The sequence below is a fragment of the Pseudogemmobacter sp. W21_MBD1_M6 genome, assembly GCF_052119585.1.
Classification (GTDB): Bacteria; Pseudomonadota; Alphaproteobacteria; order Rhodobacterales; family Rhodobacteraceae; genus JBGQOJ01.
The window spans coordinates 83728-108703 of sequence record NZ_JBGQOJ010000011.1 but is presented as its reverse complement, the minus strand read 5'-3'; the positions used below and the strand labels follow the sequence as shown (position 1 = coordinate 108703).

23 protein-coding genes and 3 tRNA genes are annotated in these 24976 nt (G+C 62.4%); 17 read left to right on the top strand and 9 right to left on the bottom strand.

All coding sequences use genetic code 11. The features are described 5' to 3' along the window. Window positions 1-96 precede the first annotated feature (96 nt). The 3 genes from ACEN2R_RS12710 (at window position 97) to ACEN2R_RS12700 (ending at window position 4114) form a co-directional block, all read left to right on the top strand. Window positions 97-170, top strand: a tRNA-Gly gene (locus tag ACEN2R_RS12710). A 165-nt stretch (window positions 171-335) separates the two neighbouring features. Beyond that, window positions 336-2129, top strand: coding sequence for an ABC transporter transmembrane domain-containing protein (locus ACEN2R_RS12705; RefSeq protein ID WP_442042729.1), 1794 nt, complete (start codon window positions 336-338; stop codon window positions 2127-2129). Window positions 2130-2224: 95 nt separating this feature from the next. Then, window positions 2225-4114 carry an acyl-CoA synthetase gene (locus tag ACEN2R_RS12700; protein WP_442042727.1) on the top strand — a complete coding sequence of 630 codons (1890 nt, stop codon included), beginning with the start codon at window positions 2225-2227 and terminating at the stop codon, window positions 4112-4114. A 99-nt stretch (window positions 4115-4213) separates the two neighbouring features. On the opposite strand, the gene ACEN2R_RS12695 is transcribed toward ACEN2R_RS12700, so the two are convergent. Further along, a complete protein-coding gene (locus ACEN2R_RS12695; RefSeq protein ID WP_442042725.1) occupies window positions 4214-5188 on the bottom strand; it encodes a 2-dehydropantoate 2-reductase in 975 nt (324 codons plus the stop codon). A gap of 14 nt (window positions 5189-5202) precedes the next feature. Further along, the gene (locus ACEN2R_RS12690) at window positions 5203-6756 is read right to left on the bottom strand and encodes an acyl--CoA ligase (protein WP_442042723.1); all 1554 of its coding nucleotides are present in this window, start codon (window positions 6754-6756) and stop codon (window positions 5203-5205) included. A 574-nt stretch (window positions 6757-7330) separates the two neighbouring features. On the opposite strand from ACEN2R_RS12690, the gene ACEN2R_RS12685 reads away from it, so the two are divergent. Beyond that, a complete protein-coding gene (locus tag ACEN2R_RS12685) occupies window positions 7331-7573 on the top strand; it encodes a hypothetical protein (RefSeq protein WP_442042721.1) in 243 nt (80 codons plus the stop codon). A 154-nt stretch (window positions 7574-7727) separates the two neighbouring features. On the opposite strand, the gene ACEN2R_RS12680 is transcribed toward ACEN2R_RS12685, so the two are convergent. Beyond that, a tRNA-Thr gene (locus ACEN2R_RS12680) sits at window positions 7728-7802 on the bottom strand. A gap of 90 nt (window positions 7803-7892) precedes the next feature. Between ACEN2R_RS12680 and ACEN2R_RS12675 the strand changes: the two genes are divergently transcribed. From ACEN2R_RS12675 to ACEN2R_RS12625, 11 genes are all read left to right on the top strand, one after another. After that, window positions 7893-8036: a hypothetical protein gene (locus ACEN2R_RS12675; protein WP_442042719.1), complete on the top strand. Its 144-nt coding sequence runs from the start codon at window positions 7893-7895 to the stop codon at window positions 8034-8036. Between the two features lie 9 nt (window positions 8037-8045). After that, window positions 8046-9314 (top strand): UDP-N-acetylglucosamine 1-carboxyvinyltransferase, encoded by a 1269-nt coding sequence (gene murA / locus ACEN2R_RS12670; RefSeq protein ID WP_442042717.1) that lies wholly within the window; start codon window positions 8046-8048, stop codon window positions 9312-9314. After that, window positions 9311-9790 (top strand): DUF2948 family protein, encoded by a 480-nt coding sequence (locus tag ACEN2R_RS12665; protein ID WP_442042715.1) that lies wholly within the window; start codon window positions 9311-9313, stop codon window positions 9788-9790. Before murA ends, ACEN2R_RS12665 begins: the two co-directional genes overlap by 4 nt. 6 nt (window positions 9791-9796) lie before the next feature. Beyond that, the gene (gene hisD, locus ACEN2R_RS12660) at window positions 9797-11104 is read left to right on the top strand and encodes a histidinol dehydrogenase (RefSeq protein WP_442042713.1); all 1308 of its coding nucleotides are present in this window, start codon (window positions 9797-9799) and stop codon (window positions 11102-11104) included. Further along, the gene (locus ACEN2R_RS12655) at window positions 11104-11586 is read left to right on the top strand and encodes a UPF0262 family protein (protein ID WP_442042711.1); all 483 of its coding nucleotides are present in this window, start codon (window positions 11104-11106) and stop codon (window positions 11584-11586) included. The genes hisD and ACEN2R_RS12655 overlap by 1 nt, the downstream gene beginning before the upstream one ends. 1 nt (window position 11587) lies before the next feature. Further along, window positions 11588-12061, top strand: coding sequence for an arsenate-mycothiol transferase ArsC (locus ACEN2R_RS12650; protein ID WP_442042709.1), 474 nt, complete (start codon window positions 11588-11590; stop codon window positions 12059-12061). A 173-nt stretch (window positions 12062-12234) separates the two neighbouring features. Continuing rightward, window positions 12235-12453 (top strand): translation initiation factor IF-1, encoded by a 219-nt coding sequence (infA, locus tag ACEN2R_RS12645; RefSeq protein WP_005978431.1) that lies wholly within the window; start codon window positions 12235-12237, stop codon window positions 12451-12453. Between the two features lie 4 nt (window positions 12454-12457). Beyond that, entirely contained in the window at window positions 12458-13036 is a 579-nt protein-coding gene (locus ACEN2R_RS12640) for a Maf family protein (protein ID WP_442042706.1), read from the top strand. Next, the gene (locus ACEN2R_RS12635; RefSeq protein WP_442042704.1) at window positions 13033-14079 is read left to right on the top strand and encodes a ribonuclease E/G; all 1047 of its coding nucleotides are present in this window, start codon (window positions 13033-13035) and stop codon (window positions 14077-14079) included. Before ACEN2R_RS12640 ends, ACEN2R_RS12635 begins: the two co-directional genes overlap by 4 nt. Continuing rightward, a complete protein-coding gene (locus ACEN2R_RS12630) occupies window positions 14076-14258 on the top strand; it encodes a DNA gyrase inhibitor YacG (protein WP_442042702.1) in 183 nt (60 codons plus the stop codon). The genes ACEN2R_RS12635 and ACEN2R_RS12630 overlap by 4 nt, the downstream gene beginning before the upstream one ends. Window positions 14259-14371: 113 nt before the next feature. Further along, window positions 14372-14446: transfer RNA gene (locus ACEN2R_RS12625), tRNA-Phe, on the top strand. Between the two features lie 34 nt (window positions 14447-14480). On the opposite strand, the gene ACEN2R_RS12620 is transcribed toward ACEN2R_RS12625, so the two are convergent. From ACEN2R_RS12620 to ACEN2R_RS12610, 3 genes are read right to left on the bottom strand one after another with little or no spacing between them, the layout of a single operon-like run. Next, the gene (locus ACEN2R_RS12620; protein ID WP_442042700.1) at window positions 14481-15365 is read right to left on the bottom strand and encodes a transglutaminase family protein; all 885 of its coding nucleotides are present in this window, start codon (window positions 15363-15365) and stop codon (window positions 14481-14483) included. A gap of 12 nt (window positions 15366-15377) precedes the next feature. After that, complete coding sequence (locus ACEN2R_RS12615; RefSeq protein ID WP_442042698.1) at window positions 15378-17774, bottom strand: circularly permuted type 2 ATP-grasp protein; 2397 nt, start codon at window positions 17772-17774, stop codon at window positions 15378-15380. After that, the gene (locus ACEN2R_RS12610) at window positions 17774-21100 is read right to left on the bottom strand and encodes a transglutaminase family protein (protein ID WP_442042696.1); all 3327 of its coding nucleotides are present in this window, start codon (window positions 21098-21100) and stop codon (window positions 17774-17776) included. Before ACEN2R_RS12610 ends, ACEN2R_RS12615 begins: the two co-directional genes overlap by 1 nt. Window positions 21101-21346: 246 nt before the next feature. Between ACEN2R_RS12610 and ACEN2R_RS12605 the strand changes: the two genes are divergently transcribed. Together ACEN2R_RS12605 and ACEN2R_RS12600 are read left to right on the top strand one after the other, a co-directional pair. Further along, window positions 21347-21919, top strand: coding sequence for a PhnA domain-containing protein (locus tag ACEN2R_RS12605; RefSeq protein WP_442042694.1), 573 nt, complete (start codon window positions 21347-21349; stop codon window positions 21917-21919). A 55-nt stretch (window positions 21920-21974) separates the two neighbouring features. Further along, on the top strand, window positions 21975-22454 hold the full coding sequence (locus tag ACEN2R_RS12600; protein ID WP_442042692.1) for a CAP domain-containing protein: 480 nt from the start codon (window positions 21975-21977) through the stop codon (window positions 22452-22454). Window positions 22455-22466: 12 nt separating this feature from the next. Here the strand turns inward: ACEN2R_RS12600 and dtd are convergent, their stop codons facing one another. From dtd to ACEN2R_RS12585, 3 genes are all read right to left on the bottom strand, one after another. Beyond that, window positions 22467-22904, bottom strand: coding sequence for a D-aminoacyl-tRNA deacylase (gene dtd / locus ACEN2R_RS12595; protein WP_442042690.1), 438 nt, complete (start codon window positions 22902-22904; stop codon window positions 22467-22469). Next, the gene (locus ACEN2R_RS12590; protein WP_442042688.1) at window positions 22901-23824 is read right to left on the bottom strand and encodes a carbohydrate kinase family protein; all 924 of its coding nucleotides are present in this window, start codon (window positions 23822-23824) and stop codon (window positions 22901-22903) included. Before ACEN2R_RS12590 ends, dtd begins: the two co-directional genes overlap by 4 nt. Window positions 23825-23887: 63 nt before the next feature. After that, entirely contained in the window at window positions 23888-24976 is a 1089-nt protein-coding gene (locus tag ACEN2R_RS12585; RefSeq protein WP_442042686.1) for a primosomal protein N' (replication factor Y) - superfamily II helicase, read from the bottom strand.

Below are 24976 nucleotides of genomic sequence, written 5' to 3'. Positions count from 1 at the left end.
GCGGGACGCGGTGCCTGTTCGGGCACCTTTGTCCAATAGTTTTTTTCAGCGCTTCTTGACCATTATTGTCAGGTGGAATATGCACATATTGCCCGAGCGGGCGTTGTGTAATGGTAAGACCTTAGCCTTCCAAGCTAAAGACACGGGTTCGATTCCCGTCGCCCGCTCCAATTTCATAAATGTTCTGGAAACGATGCCCTGCGATGCGTTGAACTGCCGGATTGCGCCTTTGGCCCCGTCGAAATCCAGGCGCGATTGCCCCCGCGACGATCCTGCGCTTGCCGCTTGCGTCGCGCGTCTTTATGTCTGACCCAAATATTCAAAGGACAAACCTTATGGCCGCGAAACCGGGCACCAGTGAAGAAGAGCGCGCGAAGTCAAAGAAGATCGGCGCGTTGCAGGGGTTGATGCCCTACATAAAGCCCTATCGAAAGCTGGTTGCGCTGGCGGGAATGGCGCTGGTTCTGACGGCGTTTGTCTCGCTTTCGCTGCCGCTTGCGGTGCGGCGGGTGATCGACGGATTCGACACCAAAGAGGCCGGCCTGCTGGATCAGTATTTCGGCGCGGCCCTTGCGCTTGCCGCGCTGTTGGCGGTCGGCACCGGCCTGCGGTATTATCTGGTGACCCGTCTGGGCGAACGTGTGGTTGCCGATATCCGCACCTCTGTCTTTGATCGCGTGATCGGGATGAGCCCGACGTTCTACGAAAAAATCATGACGGGCGAGGTGCTGAGCCGGATCACAACTGATACGACGCTGCTGTTGTCGGTGATCGGGTCCAGCGTGTCTGTCGCCCTGCGCAACGTGCTGATCTTTTTCGGCGGTATTGTTCTGATGCTTCTGACCAGCGCCAAGCTGACGGGGCTGGTGCTGTTGATCGTGCCTGCGGTTGTCGTGCCGATCATCGTTCTGGGGCGACGGTTGCGGGTGTTGAGCCGTGAAAATCAGGATTGGATCGCGAATTCGTCCGGTAACGCATCAGAGGCGCTGTCCTCGGTCCAGACCGTCCAGGCGTTCACCCACGAGGCGCAGAACCGCAAATCATTCTGGGACGTGACCGAGAAATCTTACATTGCCGCGCAAAAGCGGATCGGGACGCGGGCGATCATGACCGTCATCGTGATCTTTCTGATTTTCACCGGTGTTGTCGGTGTTCTATGGATCGGCGCGCGCGATGTGCGGGCTGGCGTGATGAGTTCGGGCGAGCTGGTGCAGTTCCTGATTTACGCGATCATGGTGGCGGGCGGCGTTGCCGCGCTGACAGAGATCTGGGGCGAATTGCAGCGCGCCGCCGGCGCGACGGAACGTCTGGTCGAGCTGTTGACCGTCGAGGATACCGTCGATGATCCCGATCACCCCGTGGCGGTTCCCGACATCCGGCAGGGCACGATAGAGTTCGACAACGTGGTCTTTCGCTATCCTGCGCGCCCGACGCAGGCGGCCTTGAACGGCATCAGCGTTACGATCCAGCCGGGCGAAACGGTCGCCCTTGTCGGGCCTTCGGGCGCGGGGAAAACGACGATCATCCAGCTTTTGTTGCGGTTCTATGACCCGACAACGGGGGCGATCCGGTTGAACGGTGTCGATCTGCGCGACATGGCGCGGGCGGAATTCCGCAAGCATATCGCGCTGGTGCCGCAGGACCCGGTGATCTTTGCCGCAAGTGCGCGGGACAACATCCGCTTCGGTCGCCCCGAGGCCAGTGACACCGAGGTCGAAGAGGCCGCCAAGGCCGCTGCGGCGCATGATTTCCTCAGCGCCTTGCCCGAGGGCTACAACACCTATGTCGGAGAGCGCGGCGTGATGCTGTCGGGGGGGCAAAAGCAACGGATCGCCATCGCGCGGGCCATTCTGCGCGATGCCCCGATCCTGTTGCTGGACGAGGCGACATCGGCGCTGGACGCCGAAAGCGAACGCGCGGTGCAGACCGCAGTCGAGGCAATGGCCCGCGACCGCACGACGCTGATCGTCGCGCACCGTTTGGCGACGGTCAAGAAGGCCGACCGCATTCTGGTGTTCGAGGCGGGGCAGATCGTGGCCGAGGGCACGCATGACGCGCTTGTGGCCGAAGGCGGGCTTTATGCACGGCTGGCGCGGCTTCAGTTCACAGAGGGGCTTGCAGCGGAATAACGGCTGTTTCGCTGCGTCACGCTTGATCGGCGTCGGGTTTCCCCGCATTTTCCCCATAACAAGAATGCCTCAAGGGCAGTGGGGAGGAGACCCGAATGACCAATTTTGCCACCCGAGCCGAGGTTGCGGCCTATGAAAGCGCGTTGTCCTGGAAGGATCGCGCACCCGCCGTCACGTTGTATGAGTACCTGACCAAGACCGCGACGGCCCATGCGGACCGGAACGCGATCACCTTCCAGTTGTTCTCGGGTCCGAAAGACAAGGCGGAAACGCTGAACTGGCGCGGGTTCCACGGCAAGGTCACGCAGGCCGCGAACCTGTTCCGCGGTCTGGGGATAGAGAAGGGCGATGTGGTCGCCTATCTTTTGCCGAACTGTCTGGAAACGGCGATCACCCTGCTTGGTGGGGCCACGGCGGGAATTGTGAACCCGATCAACCCCTTGCTGGACGCCGAACAGATCGCCGCAATCCTGCGCGAAACCAACGCCAAGGTTCTGGTCACCCTTCGCGCCTTTCCGAAAACCGATGTGGCGCAAAAGGCGGCCGAAGCGGTCGCCATGGCGCCGAATGTACGGACGGTGCTGGAAGTCGATCTTTTGCGCTATCTGACGCCGCCGAAATCGTGGATCGTGCCGCTTGTGCGCCCGAAAAACCCGGTCGCGCATACCGCCAGAGTGCGCGATTTCAACGCTGAACTTGGCAAGCAGAAGACCGCGCTGACCTTCGAGGATACGCCCGAAGACCGCGTCTGCGCCTATTTTCACACCGGCGGCACCACGGGGATGCCAAAGGTCGCACAGCACCGTTTTTCGGGGATGATTTATAACGGTTGGCTGGGCAAAACGCTGCTGTTCAAAGAGACGGATACGATCATCTGCCCCTTGCCGCTGTTCCATGTGTTTGCCGCCTATCCGGTCATGATGTCCTCTGTCGCGTCGGGGGCGCATGTGGTGTTTCCGACCCCTGCGGGCTACCGCGGCGACGGGGTGTTCGATAATTTCTGGAAGCTGATAGAGCGTTGGAAGGTGACATTCGTCATCACGGTTCCCACGGCGATGTCGGCCCTGATGCAGCGACCGGTGGATGCGGATATCTCGTCTTTGAAAACCGCGTTTTCGGGGTCGTCGCCTTTGCCGGTCGAGCTGTTCCGCCGGTTCGAGGCCGCAACGGGCGTGACGCTGGTCGAGGGGTACGGGATGACAGAGGCGACCTGCCTTGTGTCGATCAACCCCTATCACGGGGAAAAGAAGATCGGGTCGGTTGGCCTTCGCTTTCCCTATACGGATATCAGGATCCTGCATTGCGATAGCGGTGGCGCGATCATCCACGAGTGTGGGGTGGACGAGGTCGGCGAAATCTGCGTTTCGAATCCCGGCGTTTATGACGGGCACACCTATACAGAGGCAGACAAGAATATCGGGCTTTTTGCCGATGGCAAATGGCTGCGCACCGGCGATCTGGGGCGGATGGACGCAGAGGGGTATCTGTATATCACCGGCCGCGCCAAGGATCTGATCATTCGCGGCGGCCACAATATCGACCCCGCCGAAATCGAAGAGGCCCTGATGGGGCATGCCGCCGTTGCCTTTGTCGGTGCGATCGGGCAGCCCGATATCCACGCGGGCGAGGTGCCCTGCGCCTATGTCGAACTTGTGGCGGGGGCCGAGGTGACGCTGGAGGAGTTGATGGAATACGCCAACGCCCATGTGCACGAACGGGCCGCGCAACCCAAGTACATCGAGATCCTGCCGGAACTGCCAAAGACCGCTGTGGGCAAGGTGTTCAAGCCGGATCTGCGCAAGATGGCAATGACCCGCACCTACAACGAGGCGCTGGCGCGGGCAGGGATTGCCGGGCATGTGAGCACGGTCGTAGAGGATAAAAAGCGTGGGCTGGTGGTGAAAATCGCAAGAACCGGCGCGGTGTCCGATGCGGAGATGGCCGGTGCCCTGGGCAGTTTCACGCGGCCATGGGATTGGGTGTGAGGTAACGGCGGCGCCTTCGGCGCCATTCCTTCTGGCACTTCGTGCGGTTTCGCGCTCCGCGCGGGGATATTTTTTCCAAAAAGAGACAAGCGGGGGCGGCTAGTAGAGCCCCGCGCTGCGTGCCCTGAGCCGGACGAGAGCCAGAACGGTGTCGATGGTCGGGGTCGGTGTTTCGGTCAGCCGCCCCAGTTCCGCGACGGCGGCGACCAGCGCGTCGATCTCCATCGGGCGGCCTGCGTCAAGGTCTTGCAGCATCGAGGTGCGGTGCGCCCCGACTGCGGCACCGCCATCGATCCGCCGGTCCACGTCGATGGGGAATTTTACGCCTAGAGTCTCGGCGATCTGTTGGGCCTCGATCATCATGCTGCGGGCGACCGCGCGGGTTCCGGGATCGGTGCACAGGACGTCGAGCGTGGCGTGGGTCAGCGCCGAGATCGGGTTGAATGACAGGTTCCCCCAAAGCTTTACCCAGATTTCGTCGCGGATGCGCGGGCGGACGGGGGCCTTTAGCCCTGCGGCGGTCAAGACCTGTGACAGGGCAACGGCGCGGTCGGATCTGGAGCCGTCCGGTTCGCCAAGGGAAAAGCGGTTGCCCTCGATGTGGTGGATCACGCCGGGGGCCGGCACTTCGGCAGCCGGATAGACGACACAGCCCAGCACCCTATCGGGACCAAAGCCGTTCCACTGGGCATCGCCCGGATCGACAGAGGCGAGGCGCGTGCCGTCGAGCGGGCCGCCGATGCGATGGAAATACCACCATGGCACGCCGTTCACCCCGCTGACGATTGTGGTGGTGTCGTCGATCAGCGGTTGCATTGCAGGCACCAGCGGCGGAACGGAATGTGCCTTGAGCGTGACGATGACATAGTCCTGCGGGCCAAGGTCGGCCGGGGTGCCGGAGACATTGACCTTGTGGGTCGTGCGCACGCCGTCCTCGATCAGGGTCAGGCCATTGGCCTGCATGGCGGCCAGATGCGGGCCGCGCGCGACAAGGCTGACATCTGCGCCCGCCTGTGCCAGTTTCGCGCCCATATAGCCGCCGATTGCGCCTGCGCCGAAGATGCAGATTTTCATGGTCTTCCCCCTTATCAGGCTACGCCGACCAGCCCGAGTTTTTCCGCAAGGCCGATGCGTTGCATCTTTCCCGTCGCCCCTTTGGGGATCTCGTCAAGGATGACGATCCGGCTTGGCACCTTGAACGCGGCAAGTCTGGTGGCGGCGAAATCGCGGATGTCGCGTTCTGTCGCCTGCATCCCGTCACGCAGGACAACGGCGGCTGCGACCTCCTCTCCCAGTTTGGGGTGGGGCAGGGCAAAGGTCACGACCTGTTGCACGGCGGGGTGGTCCATCAGGGTGGCGTCCACCTCTAGCGGGCTGATCTTTTCGCCGCCCCGGTTGATGATCTCTTTCAGGCGGCCTGTCAGGCCAAGGTAGCCCTGCGCATCGAAGGCGCCCTGATCGCCGGTGCGGAACCAGCGCGCACCCTCTGCCATGAAAAACGCCTTTGCGTTGGCCTCTGGGTTGCCCTCATAGCCGGGGGTGACATTGAGGCCGGAAATGACGATCTCTCCCGTTTCGCTTTCGGTTAGCAGGCGGTCGTCGGCTTCATGTGCGATGCGCACCATCGGGCCGGCTGCAACCCCGACCGACCCCGGTTTCTGCATGCGCGGCGGCAGCGGGTTCGACGCCATCTGGTGTGTGGCCTCGGTCATGCCGTAGCCCTCGATCACGGGGGCGCCAAAGGTGTCCTGCAGGGCGATCATGACCTGCGGCGGCAGCGAGGCGGACGACGAGCGCAGGAACCGCAGATTGGCCTGCGCGATCGTTTCCGCGTTACGCCCCGCGCGGGTCAGGATCGCCTGATGCATTGTCGGCACGGCGGTGAACCATGTCGGTTGCGACACATCCAGCCAGCCAAAGAATTTCAGCGCGTCAAAGCCGGGGGCGCACCAGACCTGCCCGCCGGATGACAGCGTGGCGCTGACGGCGGCGATAAGCCCGTGGATGTGGAACAGCGGCATGACATTCAGGCAGCGGTCTGCTGAAGTCAGGGCAAGCGAGGCGGTGATGTTCGCGGCAGAGGCGGCGACGTTGGAGTGCAGCAGCGGCACGATCTTGGGGCGCGAGGTGGTGCCGGATGTGTGCAGGATCAGCGCGATGTCGTCATGGGCGGCGGGCGCGGTATCGGGTGCGCCACCTGTGGCGACCGCATCGGTGCCTTCGGCGGTCAGGGAAAAGCTGCCGGCGGGTGCGCTGGCATCGAAGGACAGTCGCAAAATGATCAGGCCATGGGTTCTGGCCGCAGGCAGGGCGGGGCCGTCATAACCTTTGGGGATCACAATCGCCTTTGCCTTCAGATCGGACAGGTAGAAATCGTATTCCTCTTGCGTATAGGCGGGATTCAGTGGCGCGGTTGTGGCGCTGGCAGCAATGGTCACAAAGGCTGATGCCATCTCTGGCCCGTTCGGCAGGACGATCGCGACGCGGTCCCCCCGGCCCACGCCCGCAGCATGAAGCGCCGCAGCCGTCGCCGCCACCTGCGCCCGAAGCCCCGCATAGGTCAGCCATGGGCGGCCCGGCGCACCGATCGCAAAATCCGCGTCGGGATGTCCCGCAAAAAGAGAGGTCAACGTCTGAGTCATGCGCAGGGTCCATCCTTTGTCGTTCAGGGCGCGGGGTATTTGCTTTGTCACTGGTGCAATTGAGCAGGGGAAGTTGGTGAAAAACAAGACTTAGTTGAGTCTTGGTTCCGTCGGGCCACGCCTGAAGACGGCTGGCAAGGGAGTGGGCTGTATGGATCTGGCCATTGGAACGGCACGGCCCGCGGCATTTTCCGGGCAGATCCTGTGTGGTCGCGAGGGGGGCTCGGACCCGGTTTAGGGCTTTTTGCTTCTTTCCACGGCATATATCCGTCTGTGCGTATATGCACACGAGGGCTGCGAATGCCCGTTTTCCCTATTCAATCACATATAAGGACAGTGGATCGTGATGCACTGTAACAGGCCCCGAACCCTTTGGATGTGAATTCCCCTTATTTGCGGGGGTTTTGATCCAGTTCCGGATAAAAGCGAAAAGTTTCATGCACATAGCCCCAAGATTGCGTGAGCGGCCGCGATCCAAGCGTGATTTTCATTCTGACTGCGGAAAGACCAGATTGAACTCATCGGGCCAAACGACGGACCCGACGAAAGACAGAAACCTTGAAAGGACTATATTATGAAACGCTTTATCATCGCTTCCCTGATCACCTTGGGTGCCGCAACTGCCGCTTCGGCCATGACGGCCAATAATGAGCTGTCGCAGGGTCAACTTCTTGAAGTGCGGATGATCGCACCGACTGCGGATGTGTCGAACCTGACGCTGTCGCAGGCGTTCCAGATCGAGACAATTCTGGCCAACGACAAAGACAACGACGTTGCCAAGAACGGCGCGATCCACGCGGTCCTGAACCGTAGCTGATCAGCCGGTGCACATCAGGCGGCCCTTCGGGGCCGTCTCAAATACCGACAAAAGCGGGTGCTGTGATGGCGCCTGCTTTTTTCTGCGTTGAGCGGCGCACGCAACAGCCCGTCGACAATCTGTATGTCGGTCGTTCTTGCGGTTAGGGGGGGGGTGGTGCTGTAGGGGAGGATTGAACTCCCGACCTCGTCATTACCAATGACGCGCTCTACCACTGAGCTACTACAGCATCGTCTGTGTGGCGGGTGATTAGACGGAATTGACTTATCGTGCAAGGGCAATCTGGACCCTTTTTGCACCCTGCGCTACAGAGTGTGCTATGGAAAAGAAAACAGCGAAACCATCCGGCCCAAAAGCGCCCCCCACCCGCGACGAGCGGCTGAAAGCGGCGTTGAAAGCCAATATGGCAAAGCGTAAGGCACAGGCTCGGGCGCGAAAACCCGACAGTAAAGAGCAAGGGTAGGGCAGGTTCATGGATTCGATCATCGTTAAAGGCGGCGGAGAGCTGCGCGGCCAGATCCCGATTGCGGGGGCCAAGAACGCCTGTCTGACCCTGATGCCTGCGACACTTTTGTCGCACGAGCCGCTGACCCTGACCAATGCGCCGCGCTTGTCCGACATCGCGACGATGACGCAATTGCTGCAATCGCTGGGTGCCGAGGTGACAAGTATGCAGGGCGGTCAGGTGCTGGCCATGTCCAGCCATGACATCCACAATCACACGGCGGACTATGATATCGTGCGCAAAATGCGCGCGTCGATCCTTGTTCTGGGGCCGATGCTGGCCCGCGACGGTCACGCGATTGTGTCGCTGCCGGGGGGCTGCGCCATTGGCGCGCGCCCGGTCGATTTGCACCTGAAGGGGCTAGAGGCGCTGGGCGCGGTTCTGGACCTGAAGGACGGCTATGTTCATGCCGAGGCGCGGGGCGGGCTAAAGGGGGCGACGTTCGAGTTTCCCGTCGTGTCTGTCGGCGCGACCGAGAATGTGCTGATGGCGGCGACGCTGGCCAAGGGCACCACCGTGCTGAAAAACGCCGCCCGTGAACCCGAGATCGTCGATCTGGCGGAATGCCTGATCAAGATGGGCGCGCAGATCGAGGGGCATGGCACCTCTACCATCACCATTCAGGGCGTCGACAGCTTGGGCGGCGCGACGCATCCCGTTGTGACCGACCGGATCGAGCTGGGTACCTATATGCTGGCCCCTGCGTTCTGCGGTGGCGAGGTCGAATTGCTGGGGGGGCGCATCAATCTGGTGGGCGCGTTCTGCGAGAAACTGGATGCCGCCGGGGTCGATGTCACGGAAACCCCGCTGGGCCTGAAGGTAAAGCGCAGCAATGGCCGCGTAAATGCGGTTGACGTGGTGACCGAACCTTTCCCCGGCTTCCCGACCGATTTGCAGGCGCAGATGATGGCGCTGCTGTGCACCGCCGAGGGCACGTCTGTTCTGGAAGAAAAGATATTTGAAAACCGCTTTATGCATGCGCCGGAATTGATACGCATGGGGGCCAGAATCGACGTTCATGGCGGACATGCGACAGTCACCGGCGTGGACAAGCTGAAGGGGGCGCCGGTTATGGCGACAGACCTGCGGGCCTCGGTCTCGTTGATCCTTGCCGGGCTTGCGGCAGAGGGCGAGACGATTGTGAACCGCGTCTACCATCTTGATCGCGGCTACGAGCGGGTCGAGGAAAAGCTGCGCGCTGTCGGCGCGCATATCGAACGGGTGAAAAGCCAATGACCGAAGATGCACGGTTCGAGGACGGACGCGAGGCACCGCTGAACCTCAAGGCGCTGGACCCAGAGGATCTGGTGATCCTGTCCAGCCTTGCGCAGGATGCGGTGTTCCCCGGATTTGAAATGACATGGCAGCGCGGGCCGCGCCGCTTTGCCATCCTGCTGAACCGGTTCCGCTGGGAAGATGCGCCAGCGGCAGAGCGTCGCAAGCGCCCGTTCGAGCGGGTGCAATCGGTTCTGATGATCGAAGACGTGCTAAAGGTCGTGACCCAAGGCGTTGATCCAAAAGACAAAGACACAGTTCTGTCGCTTCTCGATATCTCGTTCGAGCCGGGCGAGGACGCCGCAGGCCGCATTGTTCTGACGCTGGCGGGCGACGGGGCCATCGGGCTGGATGTCGAATGTCTGGATGTGACGTTGAAAGACGTGACGCGGCCCTATGTTGCCCCGTCGAAACACGCGCCAGAGCACCCGGAGTAACCACATATGCCGCAGTTTCTGAATGTGACCGCCCCCGGTTTCGACGAAGCCTTTGCCGCACTTTTGACGATGAAGCGCGAGGATAGTCCCGATGTCGATGATGTCGTGGCCGGAATCATCGCGGATGTCCGGGCGCGGGGGGATGCGGCCGTTATCGAACTGACGGAAAAGTTCGACCGACTGGCCCTGACGCCGGAAACGATGGCGTTTTCCGCCGGGGAAATAGAAGCCGAATGCGCCAAGGTCGGGCCAGAGGATCGCGCCGCCCTGCAAATGGCCGCCGACCGCATTCGTGCCTATCACGACCGCCAGATGCCAGAGGACCAGTCGTGGACCGACGACACCGGCGCGATGCTGGGCTGGCGCTGGACGCCGGTTTCTGCCGCCGGTCTTTATGTGCCGGGTGGTTTGGCCAGCTACCCCAGTTCGGTCCTGATGAACGCGATACCGGCCAAGGTGGCAGGCGTGCAGCGTCTGGCGATTGTGGTGCCGACGCCGGATGGCATCTGCAACCCGCTGGTTCTGCTTGCGGCACGGATCGCGGGCGTTGACGAAATTTACCGCATCGGCGGCGCACAGGCGATTGCGGCGCTGGCCTATGGCACCGAAACCATCGCGCCGGTGGACAAGATCACCGGCCCCGGCAACGCCTTTGTGGCGGCGGCAAAGCGGCGGGTGTTCGGCAAGGTGGGCATCGACATGATCGCGGGACCGTCGGAAATTCTGGTGATCGCGGACCGGCACAATGACCCCGACTGGATCGCCGTTGACCTGTTGTCACAGGCGGAACACGACGAAAGCGCGCAATCGGTCCTGATCACCGATGATGCGGGTTTCGGTCAGGCCGTCGCGGCGGCGGTCGAAAAGCGGCTTGAAACCCTGGAACGGCGCAAGATCGCGGGGGCAAGCTGGCGCGATTTCGGCGCGGTGATCGTGGTGCGCGATCTGGACGAGGCGGCGATGCTGTCGAACCGCATGGCCCCTGAACATCTGGAACTGTGCGTCGAAGACCCCGATGCGCTATCGCTGAAAATCACCCATGCCGGCGCGATCTTTCTTGGCGCGTGGACCCCCGAGGCGATCGGCGACTACATCGGCGGGCCGAACCATGTGTTGCCCACGGCGCGGTCGGCGCGGTTCTCCAGCGGGCTGTCGGTGATGGATTTCATCAAACGCACGACGCTGGCCAAAATGACCCCCGAAGCCCTGCGTGCCATCGGCCCTTCGGCCGAACGTCTGGCGATATCCGAAAGCCTCGAGGCGCATGGCCTGTCCGTTCGTGCCCGCCTGAACCGATTGAACGAGGGCACCTGATGACGTCACGTCTTTGCCATATCGAGATAGATGACCGCGGCCTTGGCCGCCCCACGCCCGAAATCGAGCAGGAGCGCAAAGTCGCGATTTTCGATCTGCTGGAGGAAAACGCGTTCGAACTGCCATCGCGCGAGGACCGGATTGCACCCAAAGGGCCGTATCGGCTGAATCTGGCAATCCGCGAGGGGCGGCTGGTGTTCGACATCACCACGGGGACCGGCGAAAAGGCGGCAGAATTCCATCTGTCGCTGGGACCGTTCCGGCAGGTGGTAAAGGACTACTTCCAGATCTGCGAAAGCTATTTCGACGCGGTGAAAAAGCTGCCGCCCAGCCAGATAGAGGCGATCGACATGGCGCGGCGCGGCATCCACAACGAAGGCGCGCGCGTCTTGCAGGAACGGCTGGAGGGGAAGGCGGATATTGACATGCCCACCGCCCGCCGCCTGTTCACCCTGATCTGTGTTCTGCATTTCGGGGGTTGATGTGACAGACGCGCCGCTTCCCTCTTCGGTGTTGTTTTGTTGCGACCACAACGCTGCCCGTTCGCCCATGGCCGAGGGGATCATGAAAAAGTTCTACGGCCAGAAGACCTATGTGCAATCCGCCGGCGTCAAGAATGACCTGGAGATCGACGGCTTTTCGGTTTCCGTCTGCGCCGAGATCGGCGTGGAATTGTCGCGCCACAGGTCACGGTCCTTTGACGAGATGCAGCAATGGGGCGATGACCTGTCGGGGTTCGATCTGATCATTGCACTGTCCCCCGCCAGTCAGCGCTGCGCGCTGGACATGACACGTCTGGCGCATATCGAGGTGGAATACTGGCCGATTCTGGACCCCACGGGCCTTGGCGAGGGGCGCGAAAGCCGTCTTTCGTCCTACAGGCAGTCTCGCGACCAGATCATTAACCGTATTCTGGCGCGCTTTGGCCCGCCTCTGGAAGATGCAGGCGCGGCCTGAGGGGCGGGCGATTCTGATGCCTTTGCGGCGGATCGGGTCTGAAACCGGTCAACTTGGGCGCTATTCGCGTCACAAAGGCGAAATTGCCCGTAACTATGCCTTGAAAACCGGCGACTTCCGGCGCATTTAGACATTCGTTCGCAGACAGCGGACATCGCAACAACGGAGTGAACATGGCCAAGGAAGACACGCTCGAATTTCCTGGTGTCGTGAAGGAACTCCTGCCGAACGCGACATTTCGGGTCGAGCTTGAAAACGGCCATGAAATTATCGCTCATACGGCAGGCAAGATGCGCAAAAACCGCATCCGTGTTCTGGCTGGCGACAAGGTACAGGTCGAGATGACCCCCTATGATCTGACCAAGGGTCGGATCAACTATCGTTTCAAGTAGCGCAGTGCGTCTTGTACTGGGCTCTGCAAGCCCGCGCCGGAAGGATCTTCTGGCGCAGCTTGGGCTATTGCCCGATGACATCCGCGCCCCCGACATCGACGAAGACCCGACAAAAGGCGAACTGCCGCGCCCCTATTGCGCGCGCATGGCCCGTGAAAAGGTAAAGGCCATCGTGGCCGCCCCCGACGAGGTGGTGATCTGCGCCGATACAACCGTGGCTTTGGGGCGGCGCATTCTTGGGAAACCCAAAGATGCGGGGCAGGCGGCAGAGTTTTTGCTGATGCTGGCCGGTCGGCGCCACCGTGTGATCACGGCTGTGGCGGTCAAGCATGGCGAACGGGTCTGGGAACGCGATGTCGTGACCACGGTCAAAATGAAGAACATCAGTGATGCGGAACTGAACGCCTATCTTCTGTCCGGCGAATGGCAGGGCAAGGCGGGCGCGTATGGCATCCAGGGCGCCGCAGGTGCCTTTATTCCGTGGATCAGCGGATCCTTTACCGGCGTTGTGGGCTTGCCCCTTGCCGAAACTGCCACACTGCTTGCCGCAGCAGGCTACCCCATCACCGGAGATCGCCCATGATAGGCCGCGTTGTCGCCCTAGACCAGATCGGTGGCCGCACCGCCGCCGCCTTGATCCACGAGGGGCGCCTGGACGACCTTCTGATCGACGGCCCCGAGGATGGCGCGCCATCCCCCGGCTCTATCTTTCGCGGCATTGTCGATCGCCCCCTGAAAGGGCAGGGTGGGATTTTTCTGCGTCTACCCGATGGCGAAAGCGCGTTTCTGCGCAATTCCAAGGGCCTGACACCCGGTCAGCGCCTTCTGGTGCAGGTCACGGGGTATTCCGAGGCCGGCAAGGCCGTGCCGGTCACCGACCGCCTGCTGTTCAAAAGCCGCTACGCGATTGTCACACCCGATGCGCCGGGTCTGAACATCAGCCGCGTGATCAAGGACGAGGACAAGCGCGAGGAGCTGCTCGGGCTGGCCCATGACGTTATTCCCGAGGGCAATACCTTCGGTCTGATCCTGCGCTCGTCCTGCGAGTTCGGCGACGAGGACGAGATTGCCACCGATATTGCCGAAATGATGGATCTGGCCGCAGCCGTTCTGGCCGATGCCGAAGGGGACGCCGAACTGCTGCTGGACGGGGCCGACCCGCTTATGCTGGCCTGGCGCGAATGGTCCGACCCGAAACCGGCAGAGATTGCCACAAAGGCCGGAAGCTTTGCCGATCTGGGTGTGCTTGACGCGATCGACGCGCTGTCCAGCCCGCGTGTCGAACTGGCGAACGGTGCCTATATGTATGTCGAACCGACCCGCGCGCTTGTGGCGGTTGACGTGAACACCGGCGGCGACACTTCGCCTGCCGCCGGGTTGAAGGCCAATCTTGCCGCCTCGCGCGAATTGCCACGTCAGCTTCGGCTGCGCGGTCTTGGCGGTCAGGTGACGGTGGATTTCGCACCGATGACCAAGAATGACCGCAAACAGCTGGAACAATCCCTGCGCGGCACGTTCCGCAACGACCCGATAGAGACAGCCCTTGTCGGCTGGACTCCGATCGGGCATTTTGAGCTGCAACGCAAACGCGAACGCCTGCCCCTGACGGATATTCTGCCCCTATGACCTGCCCGATCTGCGCCAAGGATACAGATCCGAAATACCGGCCTTTCTGTTCGAAACGCTGTGCGGATATTGATTTGGGTAAATGGCTGACCGGATCTTATGCCATCCCTGCGGACAGCCCCGAGGATGTCGAGGAGGCCGAACAGGCCATGCAGAACGTCCCTCAGAAACCCCACTGAACCCCTTGATTCACCGGCGGATAAAAAGCCGGTGAAAATCTGCAAATGCCTCTGGACAGCCCCGCCATCACCGCCTAAAACACGCGCACCCTGAACGAGTATCGTTCTCCCGTGCCCGGGTAGCTCAGGGGTAGAGCAGTGGATTGAAAATCCTCGTGTCGGTGGTTCAAATCCGCCCCTGGGCACCATTTTACTTTACAGAATGTCGCATCTCGCGTCGCACTAGGTGCCGGCGCGTGGAATGACGTCTACCGCCTGTTCGCTGCGCTGGCCGCCTGCCGCGCGCAGAATTCCCTTTACCGGAGAGACATCGTGGTAGTCCCGTCCGCGGGCAACGACGATATGGTTCTGGCCTGCGGTCACGGCATTGGTGGGGTCGAACTCCACCCATCCTGCCCCTGATCCGCACCATGCCCGCACCCAGGCGTGCATCGCGTCCGCGCCCTCTAGCCGGGCCTGACCGGGGGGCGGTTGCGTGCGCAGGAATCCGCTGACATAGCCCGCCGGAATACCAAGCCCGCGCAGGCAGGCGATCATCACATGCGAAAAGTCCTGACAGACGCCGTGCCTGTTGGCAAAGGCCTCGGTCATCGGGGTTTCGACCGTGGTGGCCTTCGGATCAAAGCGCATGTCGCGGTGCAGCGCCGTGCCGACGGCCAGAACCGCGTCCAGCGTTGTCATGTCGGGGGCAAGCTGTGCGCGGGCATAAGCGGTCGTTTCGTCCAGCAGGGGCACCCGCGCCGAAGGTGCAAGGTAATGCACAGGGGCATCGGGGCCAAGATCGCGGCAGGCGGCAGTGTCGGTGGCCAGATCGCGCAGGCGGCAGGACTGCGTGGGCAGGGCCCCCGTTGCCAGCCGGTCAACGCGGGCATGCAGGTTCAGAACGATGTCTTTGTGCGGCGTGCGAAACGCGAATTCCACCGCGTTGTTGCCGAAGAAATCGGTTCGGTCCAGGCGCTCTGACGGTTCGGGCGAAATGTTCAGGTGACCCAGGACAAGGCGTTGTTCCGCAGGAAGATCAAGCGGCAGCAACCGTGCAAGGTGACGCCCGCCGCTGGCCACGCCGGCGTAGACATAGCTGATGCGCAGAATGGTATCATAGATCATCGCACCGCTCCTTTATTGCAGGTATGCCAGTGTCAGCGCGTCCGACAGGCCCAGAATATCGGCCCGCACCGCGCGCAATGCAGAACTGTCCATCGTTTGGGGTGCCTGAAGCGTGACAAAGGATTGCACGGCAAGCACCTTGCGCCCGAAATCGCTAAGCTGGCCAAGGTCGTCGCCCGCGCCCAGTCGTTCCGCCTGCGCCAGAATTTCGGTCAGGTTGTAAAGAACCGACCGCGGGTTTCTGGCATCAAGGCCCAGCAGGTCCACGACGCTGTCGCGTTGGGTCGTGACGCCATAGCGCTGGCGGTGGGTCATCGAGATATCGCCAAGCTCGACCGCAAGATCAAGCGCGCCATCGGGCGCCAGAGGGTCGCCAAACCGCACAAGGATGTCGGCAAGGTTGGCGGCCCGTTCCAATGCGCGGCCAATACCAAGAAACCGCCAGCCTTTTGCATGATACATGTTTTCATGGACGAGGCCGGAAAATCCGGTGATCTTGCGCAGCAGAACCCCCATGGCAAGGGCCGCATCATTGCCGGTGGTGGCGGTTTGCACCATCGCGCCCATTGTCTTGTCCAGATCCTGCAGTGCGGCCCAGCCATCGACAGAAAACCGGTCGCGGATCTGGCTGGCGCTGTTCACGGCGGCCGCCATTGTCTTGCGCAGCCCGTCGGGGATCGGGTCTGCCGGATCGACGCCGTTGTCCCGCAGGCAGGCGCGCATGGCAACCAAAAGGGCGGTGTCGTCGCTCAACGCCTCGTCCAGCCGCGCATTATAGGCGCGGGTCAGGCGCAAAAGGCCCTCGGTGCGCTCGATGTAACGGCCAAGCCAGAACAGGTTGTCGGCGGCGCGGCTGGGCAGCCGGATCGACGGCGCGCGGACAAAGGGTTTCTGCGGGTCGTCCAGCATCGACGCATCATTGACCCGCTGATCGCTGACAACCCAGACATCCGCGACAGAGCTGCCGTTCCGCATGGCGATGGCGCTGGTGTCATGCGAGGTGCCGATACGGGCGAACCCGCCCGACATCACGGTCCAGCCCGTAGCCGTGCGGGCCAGAAACACGCGGATCGACATGGGGCGCGGCACAAGGGCGCCGTTCTCATAGACCGGCGTTGTCGACAGCGTCACCAGTTCCTGCCCGACCAGCGATGCCCCGTCACGGGCCAGCCAGTCATCCACGCTCAGCCCGCCCGTTCCGTGGGTTTTGCCGCCAAGGGCATAGGCCCCGTCGGATTCAAACGGCAGGCGTGTCGATAGCGCCGGCCCCACCATCATTCTGGCGGCATTGGCGCGGACATGAGCCAACTCTTTGGCCTGACCGCACCACCATGTCGCGATATTGGGGATTTTCAGCGCCTCGCCGGTCAGCGCGCGGCTGATGAGCGGCAGAAAGGCCATCATCGCCTGCATTTCCAGCACGCCAACGCCCAAGGCATTGACCATGGTGACATTGCCCTGCCGGATTGCCGACATCAGGCCGGGGGTGCCCAGTTGCGATTGTTCCTCCAGTTCCAGCGGATCGGACCAGATCGCGTCCATCCGCCGCCAAAGCACATCCACAGGCGCAAGACCCGAGACGGTGCGCAGCTTCAGCTTGCCGTCCTCGACGGTCAGATCCTCGCCTTCCATCAGGGTCAGGCCAAGGTATCGCGCGATATAGGCCTGTTCGTAATAGGTGTCGGTCAAGGGGCCCGGCGTCAGGATGCCCAGTTCACTGGTGGGATCGGTGTGCAGCCCGTGCAGCGCCTTGCGCAGGGATTTGAAGAACCCGGCAAGCCGGTGAACATTGGCCCCGCGATAAAGGTCGCGAAAGATGCGCGTGCTTGCCACACGGTTTTCCAGCGCGAACCCCGCGCCCGACGGTGCCTCTGTCCGGTCGCCCAGCACCCACCAACGCCCGTCAGGACCGCGCCCGATTTCGAACGCGATAAAGTGCAGAAACTTGCCCGATTGCGGCGTCACCCCCACCATAGGCCGCAGCCATTGCGGGTTTTCCGCGATGACCTTGGCGGGCAGGTGCCCCTCGGCCACCAGCCGATTGGGGCCGTAAAGATCGGCGGCGACCATCTCCAGCAGATCGGCGCGCTGGGTCAGGCCTTCGGCGATCTGCTGCCATTCGGTGTCGGGCAGGATGATCGGCAGCGGGCTAAGGGGCCAGTCGCGGGTGGCGATGTTCTTGTCGCCGTATTTGCGAAAGAACACACCCGCGTCGCGCAGATACTGGTCGCCCCGCCCGAAGTCGCGCAGGATGGCTTCGGGATCCCGCGCGGACAGGTGGTTGATCAACCCGGCCCATGCGGGGCGCATATTCCCCGCAGAATCCACAAGCTCGTCCGGCACACCGTCAAGGGTGCGATACGCCGCCAGCAGGCGGGGCACCGTGCCGGGACGCGCCCGATCCTGCATCACAGGCCGGGCGCACGCCGCAGATCCAGCGTCATCGGGAATTCCGGATGCGGTGTCTCTGGCACGGGCTCGAACGGGCCGGTAGTATGGCCCAAAGGTTCGAACCGCGCCAGCCTGCGCGCCTCTGCCTCGTTGCCGTTCACCGGGAAGGTTTCGTAGTTGCGACCGCCCGGATGGGCGACGTGATAGACACAGCCGCCCAGCGATTTTCCGGTCCATGTGTCGTAGATGTCGAACGTCAGCGGCGCGTTGACCGGCAGAGCCGGATGCAAGGACGACGCAGGCTGCCACGCCTTGTAACGCACACCGGCAACGGCGACGCCTGCGGTGCCGGTCTTTTGCAACGGCACGCGGCGAGTGTTGCAGGTGACGATATAGCGGTCGGGGTCCGCGCCGGTCAGTTTGACCTGCAACCGTTCGACGGAACTGTCGGTATAGCGCACCGTGCCGCCGATCGCACCGGTCTCGCCCAGCACATGCCAGGGCTCCAGCGCCTGACGCAGCTCCAGCTTGACGCCCTCGTATTCGACCTCGCCGCAGAAGGGGAACCGGAATTCCGCCTGCGCCTCGAACCATTCGGCCTGCATGTCGAACCCGTGCTGGCGCAGGTCACGCAGGACTTCGCTGAAATCCTCCCAGACGTAATGCGGCAGCATGAAACGGTCCTGCAACGTGGTGCCCCAGCGGGTCAGATTGCCGACCATCGGCGTTTTCCACATCCGTGCGATGATGGCGCGGATCAGCAGTTGCTGCGCAAGGCTCATGCGCGGGTTTGGCGGCATTTCGAAGCCGCGGAATTCGACCAGACCCAGACGCCCTGTGGGGCCATCGGGTGAATACAGCTTGTCTATGCAGATCTCGGCGCGGTGGGTGTTTCCGGTCACATCGACCAGAAGGTTGCGCAACAGGCGGTCCACCAGCCATGGCATCGGCGGCGTCCCCGTGTCGGGATGCGGGATCTGGTCCAGCGCGATTTCCAGCTCGTACAGGCTGTCGTGCCGCGCCTCGTCGATGCGGGGGGCCTGCGACGTCGGGCCGATAAACATCCCCGAGAACAGATAGGACATCGCCGGATGGCGCTGCCAGAACAGGATCAGGCTGCGCAGCAGATCGGGGCGTCGCAGAAACGGGCTGTCGATCGCGGTCGCGCCGCCGACAACCACATGGTTGCCGCCGCCGGTTCCGGTGTGCCGTCCGTCGATCATGAACTTGTCGGCGCCCAGACGGATCTGGCGGGCTTCCTCATAGACGGCCTCGGTGGTGGCAACGCAATCCTGCCAGTTCGACGCGGGGTGGATGTTCACCTCGATCACGCCGGGGTCGGGCGCCACGCGGATCACGTTCAGGCGTGGGTCGTTCGGGGGGCCGTAGCCCTCGATATGGACCGGCATCCCCAGCTTTTTCGCGGCGGCCTCTGCGGCGGCGACCAGTTCAAGATAGTCTTCGACCTTTTCCACCGGCGGCATGAAGATGCACAACCGCCCGTCGCGGGGTTCGACCGAAATCGCGGTGCGCACCGCGCCGCCCAGATCGCTGATCTTTTGCTCGATCCGGTCCTGCACCGGTTCCGACGCGGTAAAGCTGGCACGGTCCTGCGTATGCTGGGCCAGCGGTTCGGGTCGGGCGAAATCGGGCAGGGCACCGCGTTCGTCGAAGGGGTCGGCGGGGTTGATATAGGGGTAATCGGACGCGCCGACATGCGGCAGCGACCCCAAAGGCAGGCGGTAGCCCACGGGGCTGTCCCCCGGCACAAGATAAAGGTTGCCGCGCCGCAGGTTCCATTTCTCGGATTTCCAGCCATGGCCCGCCGCGCGGGACTGCCAGCGCTGCACCGGCAGCACAAAGCCCGACGGTTCGGTCAGGCCGCGCCCGAAGACCCGCGCGATTCGGTGGCGTTCTTCGGGGTCTTTCAGTTCGGAATTCTGCGGGGTGACGTTTTCGGGCAGGTTGCCCTCTTTCAGGATCCATTCGGCGGGGTCTTCATAGGCGGGCACAACGTTTTCCGCAGGCACGCCCAGTTCTTCGGCGATCGACCCCAACAGCGTGTTCGCGTTTTCGGGGGTGACATTGCCGTCAGCACCTTCTGTCGCGATCAGATCAGGGTTGGACCAGACCGGTTTGCCGTCGCCCCGCCAATACAGCGAAAAGGTCCAGCGCGGCAGGGTTTCCCCCGGATACCACTTGCCCTGACCGTAATGCAGGAACCCGCCGGGCGCGAAGCGGTCGCGCAGACGGCGGATCATCTGGTCGGCAAAGACGCGTTTGGTCGGGCCGACGGCGTCGGTGTTCCACTCGCCCGCCTCGAAGTCGTCGATCGACACGAATGTCGGCTCTCCGCCCATTGTCAGGCGCACGTCGCCCTCGGCAAGGGCCTGATCGACCTTGTGCCCAAGGGCGTTCAGCGCATCCCATGACGCATCCGAGAACGGTTTGGTGATGCGCGGATGCTCGGCCATGCGGGTGACCTGCATGTCAAAGTCAAAGCTGACCTCGGCGTAGCTGGCCATGCCCGAAATCGGCGCGGCCGTGCAGTAATGTGGGGTGGCGGCCACGGGAATATGGCTTTCTCCGGTCAACAGGCCAGAGGTGGGGTCAAGCCCGATCCAACCGGCGCCGGGCAGGTAAACCTCGCACCAGGCGTGCAGATCGGTGAAGTCATGCGTTGCCCCGGCGGGGCCGTCGATGGCCACCAGATCGGGTTTCAACTGGATCAGATAGCCCGATACGAACCGCGCGGCAAAGCCCAGATTGCGCAGGATCTGCACCAGCAGCCAGCTTGTGTCGCGGCACGATCCACAGCCGGTTCCAAAGGTTTCCTCGGGGGTTTGCACACCGGGTTCCATGCGGATGACATAGCCGATGTCGGCGGACAGCTTGGCATTCAGCCCGACCACGAAATCCACAGTGCCGGTCGGGGTGCGCGGGATCTTTGCCAGATACCCGGCCAGATGCGGGCCAACGGGTTCGGGCGTTTTGTAGATCACCAGATCGGGGTCGATGTCCTCGGGGTAGGTGAACGGCCACTGCTGCGCGCTTTCCTCGACGAAAAAGTCGAAGGGGTTGTAGACCGTCATATCGGCAACAACATCCACCTCGATCTTGAACTCTGTCACGGGGTTCGGGAACACATAGCGCGCAAGCCAGTTGCCGTAGGGGTCCTGCTGGTAATTCACAAAGTGGTCGGACGGGCTGACCTTGACCGAATGCGACACGACCCGCGTGCGACTGTGCGGCGCGGGCCGCAATCGCACGATCTGGGGGCCCAGCGTGACGGGGCGGTCATATTTGTAGTGGGTAAGGTGGTAAATGCTTGCAAGGACGGACATAGGCACCGATCGCTAAAGGGTTGCTGTTGATTTTGTCTCACAGATCGCCGGTGTCCACCATCGTTTATTGGCGGGACCGGTGCATTGCGCAGGTCCGGTCACCCTAGCGGGCTTCGCCGATTGTTTTGCCAGCTATGTTCGTGTAATGAGCGCGTGTTGGAAAATTTGCCTGAATTATAGGCGCCTTGTCCGCCCCTGCGCATCTTATTGGCATGCGCCCGATCCGAGCCTTTGAAAGGGTATGTAATGTCTTTGGAATCCGATCTGACAGGCCGCAGCGGCGGCGCCTGTGAACTTTGCGGCATGCAAAATGCCCGCAGCGCCTGTGATGTGCCCCCGGATGCCGACGGTTCGGCAGACACGGCGATCCTTTTGTGCCGCACCTGCCTGAAAGGCGTCACCGGAGAGATCAGCGACGACCCGCATTGGCGCTGTCTGACCGAAGCAATATGGAGCACGATCGCCCCCGTTCAGGTCACGGCCTACCGCCTGTTGCAGCGCCTTGCCGCAGAGCCATGGGCGCGGGACACACTGGAAATCGCCTATCTCGACCCCGAGGTTCTGGCTTGGGCCGAGAAAAGTGCGGCCAGCGACCTGCCAGAGGTCGAGCATCGCGATGCGAACGGTGTTTTGCTGGCTGCCGGCGATACGGTGACCCTGATCAAGGATCTTCCGGTCAAGGGCGGCGGTTTTACCGCCAAGCGCGGCACGGCTGTGCGCGGGATCGCGCTTGTTCCCGACAACGCCGCCCATATCGAAGGCCGCGTGAATGGGCAACATATCGTCATTCTGACCGAGTTTGTGAAAAAGTCTGGTTAAGATTCTTCGGATAGTGTCTGTTTTACACACTGGACACGAAACATAAGGATTACGGATGAGACTGCTCAGGATAATCGGTGCGGGCGCACTGGCACTTGCCATGTTTTGCGCCGCACCGACCTATGCCGCCAGCTGCAAGGTGGACACCTCGAATGCGACGATGGCGCAGGCACAATCGCAGTTGAATGCGCTTCGCAAGGCGAATGGCCTGCGCCCGCTGGGGGTGTCCGCGAAATTGACAAAGGCCGCCGAAGGGCATGCTTGCGCGATGGCGACACAGGGGTTTTTCGCCCATGTCGCGCCCAACGGGTCCAACCTGAAGTCGCGGGTCAAGGCTGTGCGCTACAGGTTCTGCTTTGGCGCTGAAAATCTGGCGCAGGGGCAAAAGACGATGCCCGTGGTCATGGACGCGTGGATGAAATCGACGGGGCACCGCAAGAATCTGCTGGCAAGAAAGGCAAGTGAATTCGGGCTGGCCGTGGCAAGCAGCCCGACCGGGCCATACTGGGTGCTGGTGATGGGACGGGAATGCTAGTCCGGTCCGGCGCTAGATATCCATCCACAGGGTCACGGGGCCGTCATTCGTCAGGCTGACGGCCATATCCGCGCCGAATTCGCCGGTTTCGCTGGTGATGCCCAGATCGCGCATCCGTTCTACGAAATATTCGTATAGCGCGCGTCCCTGCTCTGGCTTTGCGGCGGTGGAAAACCCCGGCCTGTTCCCGCCAGAGGTATCGGCAGCCAATGTGAACTGGCTGACAATCAGGGCCGAGCCGCCGGTGTCAAGGATCGACCGGTTCATTTTGCCGTCGCAGTCTTTGAAAATCCGCAGTTTTGAAATCTTGGCGGCCAGCGCATCGGCGTTCGCCTTTGTGTCGCCCTGCATCGCGCAGACAAGAACCAGAAGGCCGGCACCACATTGGCCGATCACAGCCCCGTCCACAGCCACGCTTGCGCCGGTCACACGTTGCAGCAGCGCCCTCATGCCAGGTCTGCGGCCGTCGGCGGGTTTGCCCCCGCGCGGCTGACTGTCACGGCAGCGGCCCGCACCCCAAGGGTCAGCGCGTCGCGCAACGCGGCGTCGCTGAGGTTGGACAGGCTGGTCTTGTTTAGCGCGCCAGCGGTGGCAAAGGATGCCAGAACGCCCGCGTTGAACGTATCGCCCGCACCAACGGTATCGACCACCGCGACGGGTGTTGCGGCCACATGAACGCTGTGGTGTTTGGTGTATCCGGTGGCACCTTTTGCGCCCTCGGTGATGCAGACCAGCGACGGACCCTTGGCCAGAATGCCATGGGCCAGTGTCGCGATCTCTCCCTCGCCCTCAAGCCAGTGCAGATCCTCGTCCGACAGTTTGACGATATCGGCCATCGCAATCATCTGGGCGATGCGAGAACGATAGGTGTCCTCGTCGGTGATGAAACCGGGGCGGATGTTGGGGTCGATCATGGTAACCCGCGACGGGGCCTCGCGCGTCATCAGCGCCTCGTAGGCAATGCCGCAAGGTTCGACCATCAGGCTGATGCCGCCGAAAAACAGCGCCTCGATCTCGTCGGGCAGAGCCGGCAGATCGTCCGGCGTCAACAGGCGTCCGGCTGTGTTCTCGTCGTAAAAGGCGTAAGTGGCCTGACCGTTGACCAGTCGCACAAAGGCCAGCGTGGTCGGGCGGTTCGTCACATGGGCCAGATCACAGCCGACGCCGCTTGCCGCCAGCGTCTCGCGCAGGACGTCACCGAACAGGTCGGACGACAGGCCGGAAAAGAAACCGGTTTTCGTGCCCAGACGACCCAGCGCGATCGCCGTGTTGAACACCGCACCACCCGCATAGGGGGCAAAGGCCGGTTCACCCGCAACAGAGCGACGCGGCAGCATGTCGATAAGGGCTTCTCCGCAGCATAGGATCATCTGGATTCCATTCCGTTAGCGCTAACTTCCATGCGTAATACTCAATTCACCCGTATTACGCAACTATCGCTGCGCGGCGAAATACCCGACCGCAGCCGCAATCAACGCGCCGACGATTACCGCAAAGGCAATCTTCCATGCGGACCACGGGCGTTCACCCTGCACCGATCCGGTGCGCCCGTTGACGACAAAGCGGAACGTGCGTCCACGGTATTTATAGGCGGCCATCCACACCGGCAACAGGATGTGTTTGAAGGTGATCGCGCTGACATCGGTGTCGATCCGGTGAATCCGTTGCCGGTCGCCGCCGATGTCGAACTTGACGTCCCGCTCTATCACGCGGTCCATATAGGCGCGCGCCTCGGTCAGGCCGTCGTCCAGATCAACGGTATAGGCCTCGGCGCGAAAGCCGGCCAGAACCTCTGGCGCATAGGGTTCCAGCGCGGACAGATCCCAGGGGGCCAGTGCGTCGGTGAACCGTTTCGGCAGGGATGTCGACGCCAGCACAAGCACGTCGTCGAAGAACCGCGCGACGCGGCCACTGGCAGGGGTCCAGCGGACCTTTTGCACCTGCACCTGCTGCCGCTTGCCATCGCGCATGACCGTTTGCGTCTCGTAATACACGGTGCCGCGCTGGCCCGAATAGCGGCTTTTGGTCTGAGCGTCGTAGGTCCAGTAGGGCACATAGATGCCCTCCATCCGGCGGCCTTTGCGGGCATAGTCCTGCAACCCGCCGGGCGCGAACCACAGGCGGCCCAACCATCGGTTCATCGCCTCCTTTGCCTCGCGTTCTGTCAGGGCGAAGGGCAAAAGGGCGCGGGGCTTGATGTGGCGGTTGATGCCGGTGTCGGTGACATAGGGCGCCGCGCAAAACGGGCATTCGGCGGCGTGGATCGCCGCGTCGAATTCAACGGCAGCCCCGCAATTGGTGCAATTCAGAACGCGGGTTTCCTCGATTTCCGCAGCGTCCAGCCCTGCCAGCCCGGCGCTGTAGTCGATCTCGCGGATCGCCGCGCTGGCCCGCCCCAATCCTTCGATCGGGGCGGTATTGCCGCAATGGTCACAGACCAGACGGTCCTCGCCGGGGGCAAAGCGCATGTCGGACCCGCAGGCATCACAGGGAAACCGGTGTTCTTGCAAAGGCGCGTTCAT